Annotated in this window: 6 protein-coding genes; all 6 read left to right on the top strand. The window is 67.1% G+C overall.

Features of this window, described 5'->3' with window-relative positions:
* The first annotated feature begins 83 nt into the window (after nucleotides 1-83).
* Nucleotides 84-800 carry a DnaD domain protein gene (locus H5T60_09910; protein ID MBC7242745.1) on the top strand — a complete coding sequence of 239 codons (717 nt, stop codon included), beginning with the start codon at nucleotides 84-86 and terminating at the stop codon, nucleotides 798-800.
* A complete protein-coding gene (locus H5T60_09905) occupies nucleotides 751-2,133 on the top strand; it encodes an ATP-binding protein (protein ID MBC7242744.1) in 1,383 nt (460 codons plus the stop codon). The genes H5T60_09910 and H5T60_09905 overlap by 50 nt, the downstream gene beginning before the upstream one ends.
* A gap of 10 nt (nucleotides 2,134-2,143) precedes the next feature.
* The gene (gene waaF / locus H5T60_09900) at nucleotides 2,144-3,262 is read left to right on the top strand and encodes a lipopolysaccharide heptosyltransferase II (protein ID MBC7242743.1); all 1,119 of its coding nucleotides are present in this window, start codon (nucleotides 2,144-2,146) and stop codon (nucleotides 3,260-3,262) included.
* Between the two features lie 88 nt (nucleotides 3,263-3,350).
* Nucleotides 3,351-4,265 carry an SH3 domain-containing protein gene (locus tag H5T60_09895; GenBank protein MBC7242742.1) on the top strand — a complete coding sequence of 305 codons (915 nt, stop codon included), beginning with the start codon at nucleotides 3,351-3,353 and terminating at the stop codon, nucleotides 4,263-4,265.
* A 131-nt stretch (nucleotides 4,266-4,396) separates the two neighbouring features.
* Entirely contained in the window at nucleotides 4,397-6,106 is a 1,710-nt protein-coding gene (locus H5T60_09890; GenBank protein ID MBC7242741.1) for a cellulase family glycosylhydrolase, read from the top strand.
* Nucleotides 6,093-7,198: glycosyltransferase family 39 protein (locus H5T60_09885; GenBank protein MBC7242740.1), on the top strand; the 1,106-nt coding region annotated here is incomplete at its 3' end. The genes H5T60_09890 and H5T60_09885, both read left to right, overlap by 14 nt.

The raw sequence follows: 7,198 nt of genomic DNA, 5'->3' as shown, positions 1-7,198 counted from the left end.
ACTATCCCGCTCTACTTCAAGAAAGAGAACGTCAGCTTCCACGAGATTCAGATTATCGAACATCCTCTGGACGAGTATTATTGATGGCGAAACGTCTGCTGGGATTTGTCGGTTTCGATGAAGATGAGGAAACAATCGGTCTGCCGGCCTCCTTCTTCCAGCACCTCCTGCCGGCGGTGGACGACCTGGCGGAGCTGAAACTCACCCTCTGCCTGCTGTACCGCCGCGCACAGGCCGGCGCGCCTGTCCTTTTCCTGCGCAAGGAACTGGAACAAGACCCCGAGCTTCACCATATCCTCGGCCTGGATGGCCAGCGCGCGGAGGACGCTGTCGGATTGGCCCTGGAGCGGGCGGCGGCGCGAGGCACCTTGCTGACACTGCGCCGCGCCAGGGGCAATCAATGGGAAGAGACCTATGTGCTCAACGAGCCGGCCGGCCGACGGCTGGCCGAGGAACTGGCCTCCGGCGAGCCGGCCCCCGATGCGGAGGGAGAGCCGGGGCCGGCGCCCTGGCGGCTCCAGCGCCCCAACATCTTCGTGCTCTATGAGCAGAACATCGGCCTGCTCCAGCCCCTGATCGCCGAGGAACTGCGCGAGGCCGAGCGGACTTACCCCATGAGCTGGATCGAGGAGGCCTTTCGCATCGCCGCCGAGCGCAACGTGCGCAACTGGCGCTACGTGCGCGCCATCCTCGAACGCTGGGCCCAAGAGGGGAAACAGGATGAGATCACTGGACGAGATTCTGAAGGGTATGGGCGTCGATACATCGAGGGCAAATACGGGCGCTACGTCAAGCACTGAGCGCCGGCAGGACAAAGAGGTTTGCCCCATCTGCAAAGGCGCCGGCTACGTCACCTTCGACGTGCCCGTCCATCACCCCGATTTCGGCAAACTCATACCCTGCCAGTGCAAGCGCAAGGAGCTGGAGGAAAAGCGCCGCGCCGAGCTTCGCCGCATGAGCAACCTGGGCGAGCTGGAGCGCATGACCTTTGACACCTTCCTACCGGAGGGCCTGGGCCTGCCGGAGGATAAGCGCCGCAACCTGCGCTCCGCCTACGAGGCCGCCCGGGAGTTCGCCCGCCATCCGCAGGGCTGGCTGATCCTCATGGGCGGATATGGCTGTGGCAAGACCCATCTGGCCGCGGCCATCGCCAACGAGGTCATCGCCCGGGGAGAGCCGGCGCTCTTCGTCATCGTCCCAGACCTGCTGGATCACCTGCGCGCCACCTTCGCTCCCAACAGCCCGGTGACCTTTGACGAGCGCTTCGAGCTGGTGCGATCGGCCCCCCTGCTCATCCTGGATGACCTGGGTACCCAGGCCACCACTCCCTGGGCACAGGAAAAGCTCTTCCAGATTTTGAACTACCGCTATAACCACCGGCTTCCCACAGTCATCACCTCCAACTGTCAGCTCGAGGACCTGGAGCCGCGCATCCGCTCCCGCATGACGGATGCCGATTTCGCCCGCATCGTGCCGATTCTCGCCGGCGACTTCCGCCAGTCCGGCCAAACCCTCAGCGAGGCGCTCCACACCAACCTCAACAGCCTGGCGCAGGTGGCGGAGATGACCTTCGAGAATTTCAGCACCCGCGACCACGAGCTAACCCGCGAGGAGCGCGAGAATCTGGTCAATGCCCTGGCCCTGGCGCGCTCCTATGCCGAACATCCGGACGGCTGGCTGGTCTTTTTCGGCGACCACGGCACGGGCAAGACCCATCTGGCGGCCGCCATCGCCAACGAGCAGGTGCGGCGCGGCCGGCCAGCGGTCTTCGTCACCGTGCCGGATTTGCTGGACTATCTGCGCGCGGCCTTCGGCCCCAACAGCCAGGCTTCCTTTGACAAGCGCTTCGAGGAAGTGCGGCGCGCCCCCTTCCTGGTACTGGACGACCTGGGGCTGGAAAGCGCCACCCCCTGGGCGCGCGAGAAGCTCTATCAGCTCATCAACTTCCGCTTTAACATGCGCCTGCCGACGGTCTTCACCATGGCACAGCGCCTCGAAGACCTGGAACCCCGTCTGCGGGCGCGCATACTGGTGCAGACACGCTGTACCGTGTTTGCCATGCTGGTGCCCATGTACACCGGCGGCGGTGCGGTCCAGCGGACCCGCCGGCCGCGCGCCGCCAGCTCCCGCTGAAGGATGCGCCATGCCCTTCCGCGACACAGCCATCACCCTGGCATCGCGAATCCTGTCCGCGCTGTGGCCGGCCGGCAGTCCGCGCCCTCTGCCGCCCGATCCCCGCATCCTGGTGCTCAAGCCCTGCTGTCTCGGCGACGTGCTGATGGCCACCGCCGTCGTGGAGGCCCTGCGCCGGCACTGGCCGACAGCATCCATAGACTTCGCCGTGGGGCGCTGGTCCCGGCCGGCGGTGGAACATCATCCCCACCTCCGGCGTCTGATAGACTGCGAGCGCGTGGGCGAGGGCGCCTATTCCTGGCGGGAATGGCTGGGGCTAGCGCGCCGCATCCGCGCCGGCCGATATGACCTGTGCCTGGTGCTGGACCGCTCCCCCGCCATGGCGCTCCTGCCGGCCCTGGCCGGCGTGCCCTGGCGCGTGGGGCTGGACAGCGCCGGCCGAGGCATCGCCCTCACCCGCCGCGTGCCGGTGGTGGGCCTGATGCACGAGGTGGATCTGTACCTGGCCTGCGTGCGTGCCCTGGGCATCCCCACCGCAGGGGCCCGCCCGACCTTTTATCCGACGCCGGCCGCCCGGGAGCGGGTCCAGGGAATGATGCCGGTGGGGCGTCCTGTGGCGGTGATCCACCCCGCCGGCGGACAGAACCCCGGCATGGTGCTCTCGGCCAAGCGCTGGCCGGCGCCGCGGTATGCGGAGATCGCCCGCCGGCTGGCGCAGGAACGTCGGGCATCGGTGATCATCGTCGGTGGGCCAGGCGATCGCGAGCTGGCGGAGGAGGTACGGCATCTGGCCGGCGAGCTGGAGCACGTGCACAATATGGCCGGCGAGCTGTCCTTTGACGAGCTGGGCGCCCTGCTGGAGCGGGCGGCCGTCTTCGTGGGCAATGATACCGGGGCCATGCATCTGGCCGCCGCCGTGGGCACGCCCACGGTCGCTGTGTTCGGGCCCTCGGACCCGCGCCGCTACGGCCCCTACGGCGCCGGCCACCGGGCCGTCTGGAAGCCGCCAGAATGCGCTCCCTGCTTCGATCGGGGACGCTGGAACGAGACCTGCCAACGTTTTCGCTGTATCGAGGCTGTGAGCGTGGAGGATGTCTGGCAGGCCATCTCCCAAGTTTGGCCGGCCTGAGCCCTTATGCTATAATGAGCCGTGCTTCGGGCGGTTCTGCCGAAACGCTGTCCGGATTCGCAACCTAATTCGTTGAGGTGAGGTAACCATGCACAAGCGTTCGAGCCTTATCCTGGTGGTGGCACTCCTCGCTCTGCTGGTGACCATGGGCTGTTCGGTCAGCCAGTTGGTGGGGAAGCGGCCTCCCACTCCCACCCCGACATTCACCAAGACCCCGAAACCGACGTTCACCCCGACGCCGGTATTTACGCCGACCCCGATCCCGACCAACACGCCGGTGCCCACCGATACGCCGGCCGTGACCCCGACGCCGACGGACACGCCGCAACCCACGCCCACCCCCATGCCGCAGGCGATCGTGAAGCTGGCCAACCTGAACTACCGCGCCGGCCCCAGCACCCAGTACGCCTCCCTGGGCAAACTGTCCAAAGGCTATGTGCTGGAGGTGCGCAAGCGCACCGCCGATTCGACCTGGCTGAGAGTGTGCTGTCTGAACAATCAGGAGGGCTGGGTGGCCTCAGAGTATGTGGACCTGAGCGTGCCGATGGACACCATCCCGGTAGACGAGACGGTCCCGCCCACTCCGACGCCGCGGCCGCGCCCACCGACCAACACGCCGGCGCCACAGCCGCCGACGCCCACCCCTGCCCCGGCCTTCTACTACCGGGCAGTCGTGCAGTCCTGCCTGCCCAACGCCGGCATCACCTATATCCAGGGCACCGTCTATGAAGGCACCACGCCGCAGACCGGCAAGCGCGTGCGCCTGTCCTGGATCCCGGACGACCCAAACCCACCGGTGCCCGATTATGTCACCGGTACGGACCCGACGCGCCCGATCTATACCTTCATCCTCGACCCACAGGGGCCGCGCGAGGGCAACTGGTACGTCTGGGTGGTGGATGCGTCCGGCAAGCGCATCTCCGAGCTGGCCAATGTGCACACCACGGCCAGCGCCTCTGGCGCCGGCGCCTGCCAGCAGGCCATCGTGGACTTCGTGCACTAACCGCCGGCCAGTCTGAAGCCGGCGCACCATTCACCACATATGCGTTGGGCAGAAGCCGAGTACACTTGCTCGGCTTCTGCCATCCCTGACTGATCTGAGGCGAGTCGTTCATGAAACGGCTGGCACGATACATGGGCGTTCTGATCCTGGTGATGGCAGTGGCCGGCGGATTGGCCGCCTGTTCCTCGCCATCCGACTGGCTTTTCTCCATCACCGGTGAGACGGAACCCCTCCCGCAGGCCAAGGCCCTGCTCCAGCTCCTCTTTGACCAGTTCCGCCCCCACCCCCAGACGGCCGATTACGTGCCGGTGGCGCACGCCGGCCTCAACCCCTTCGGCGTCAACACCTTCCTGGAGCAGGAGGCCGACCCCGCCAAGCGCGAACTGGCGGTGCGCATGATCGCCGAGGCCGGCTTCCACTGGATCCGTCAGGAATTCCCGTGGGAGGACATCGAGATCCACGGCAAGGGGGATTTCGAGGACCGCCGGCATACACCCTACCGCTCCGCCTGGGAGAAGTACGATCACATCGTCTCCCTGGCGGAGAAATACGGCCTGGAGCTGATCGTGCGGCTGGACAATCCGCCGGCGTGGAGCCGGGCCGCCGGCGATGCCGCCGGCTCCCTCGCCCCGCCCGACAACTTCGAGGACTTCGGCGACTTCGTCGAGATGGTGGTGCGGCGCTACAAAGGGCGCGTGCGCTACTACCAGATATGGAACGAGCCGAACATCTACCCCGAATGGGGCGAGCGGCCGGTGGACCCCAAAGGCTATACTGAACTGCTCAAGGTCGCCTACACCCGCGCCAAAGCGGTGGACCCCGACGTGGTCATCATCTGCGGGGCGATGGCCTCCACCATCGAGCTGGACTACCGCAACCTGAACGATTTCGCCTTTTTACAGCAGATGTACGACGCCGGCGCCGCCCCCTATTTCGACGTGCTAGCCATGCAGGGCTACGGCCTGTGGTCCGGCCCCACCGACCGCCGCCTACAGCCGCGCGTCATCAATTTCTCCCGCCCGCTCTACATCCGCGACATCATGGTGAAGAACGGCGACGCCCATAAGCCCATCTGGATATCCGAGATGAACTGGAACGCCGCGCCGGATGCGCTCCCCGAGAAGCCCTTCGGTCAGGTGACACCGGAAATACAGGCCCGCTATGTCCTCCTGGCATATGAGCGCATCCAACGGGAGTGGCCGTGGCTGGGGGTCGCCAACGTCTGGTTCTTCAAGCGCGCCACGGACCAGGAGATCAACCAGCCGATGTACTACTTCCGCATGGTGGAGCCGGATTTCACCCCCATGCCGCTGTACGAGGCGCTGAAATCCTACACCCGCCAGGAGCCGGCCCTGTACCGCGGCTGTCATCAGGAGGACCACTGGGCACTGCGCTACCAGGGCGCCTGGCAGACCGATCGCGACGACCGCGCGGTGCTGGGGGCCTACCGCTGGAGCGAGGAAGCCGGCGCATCCATCACCTTCCGCTTCGAGGGCCGGGAGCTGTCATTGATTGCGCCGCGCGGGCCGGCCTTCGGCTCCCTGCGCCTGCGCGTGGACGGTGCGCCGGCCCACGAAGTCGCCCTGACCGCGCCGGCGGAGGGGTTCGGGCAGGTCGTATGGCGCGGGAGCTGGCTCTCTCCAGGCCCTCATACGGTGGAAATCGAGGTCGCCGGCGGGCGCGGCGCGCTGGATGCCCTCATCATCCGGCCCTGGCCGGCCTGGACGCCCTGGCTGATCCCCGCCGGCATCCTTGCCATCATCGGCCTGGCCGCCATCGCCTATGTTATCTCAGGCCGGCGCGGCGTGCGCCTGCGGGAGGGCTGGCGTGTACGCCGCTGAACGGCGTCGAGATGGGAGCCTTCTTCTGGCACTGGCGCTGATACTGCTATTGGCCCTGGCCCTGCGTCTGTACCGTCTGGACGGCCAGTCCCTCTGGGCGGACGAGGGCAACAGCGCGGCGCTCGCCGGCCGGCCCTTCGCCGTCATCGCCCAACAAGCCGCGCTGGACATTCACCCGCCCCTCTATTACTGGCTCCTGAAGATATGGTGCTCCCTCTTCGGCCAGAGCGAAGCCGCCCTGCGCGGCCCCTCGGTGCTCTTCTCGCTGGGAGTGGTAATCCTGGTGTACGCGCTGGGCGCGGAGCTTGCCGGCCCTCCTGCCGGCCTGGCCGCCGCCCTGCTGGCCGCCGTTTCCCCCCTGCAGGTGTACTACGCCCAGGAAGCCCGCATGTACATGCTCATGGCATTCTGGTCCGCGTTGGCGGCCTGGGGGGCCTGGCGCTGGATCGTACATCCCCGCTGGCTGTTCGCCCTGATATATATACTGGCCGGCGCGGCCGGCCTCTACACCCATTATTTCTTCCCGGCTGTCCTGCTGGCATGCAACCTGGTCTTCCTGTTCGCCTGGATGGAGCGCCGGCGCGCCCGCACTCTCGCCGCATGGGTCGGCATGCAGGCCGGCGTGCTCCTCTTATACCTTCCCTGGCTGGGCACCGGGCTGTCGCGCCTGCTGGCCTGGCCGCGCGGCACGGCCGCCATGGATATCATGACGTGGCTCGGGTCAGCCTGGCGAACGCTCTGCCTGGGGCCGGCCGGCCTGGACGCGCCCTGGAGCACTGCCCTGCCATTCGCACTGCTCCTGGCCCTCGGAGCGGCGGCGCTTGCCCTCGCCGGCAGGGAACGCGCGCCACTGCCGGCCGCGCGCTGGCTCCTCCCGTTCCTCGGCTGGCTCATCCCCGTCGCGCTCATGGCCGCCGGCGGCATCTATCAGCCAGCGCGCCTGAAATTCCTAATGGCTGGCAGTCCCTTTTTCTCCCTCTGCTTGGGCGCCGGCGCAGTACTTCCCCTGCAGTTGGCCCGCGCCGGCCGCCGGCCCACTATCCTGTCCAGCATCCTGGCCGGCCTGCTGGTCGCCCTGGCGCTGATACCCGC

This window comes from Anaerolineae bacterium, from assembly GCA_014360855.1.
GTDB lineage: Bacteria > Chloroflexota > Anaerolineae > JACIWP01 > JACIWP01 > JACIWP01.
The sequence above is the reverse complement of the archived record's forward strand: the minus strand, read 5'-3'. Positions and strand labels throughout refer to the sequence as shown.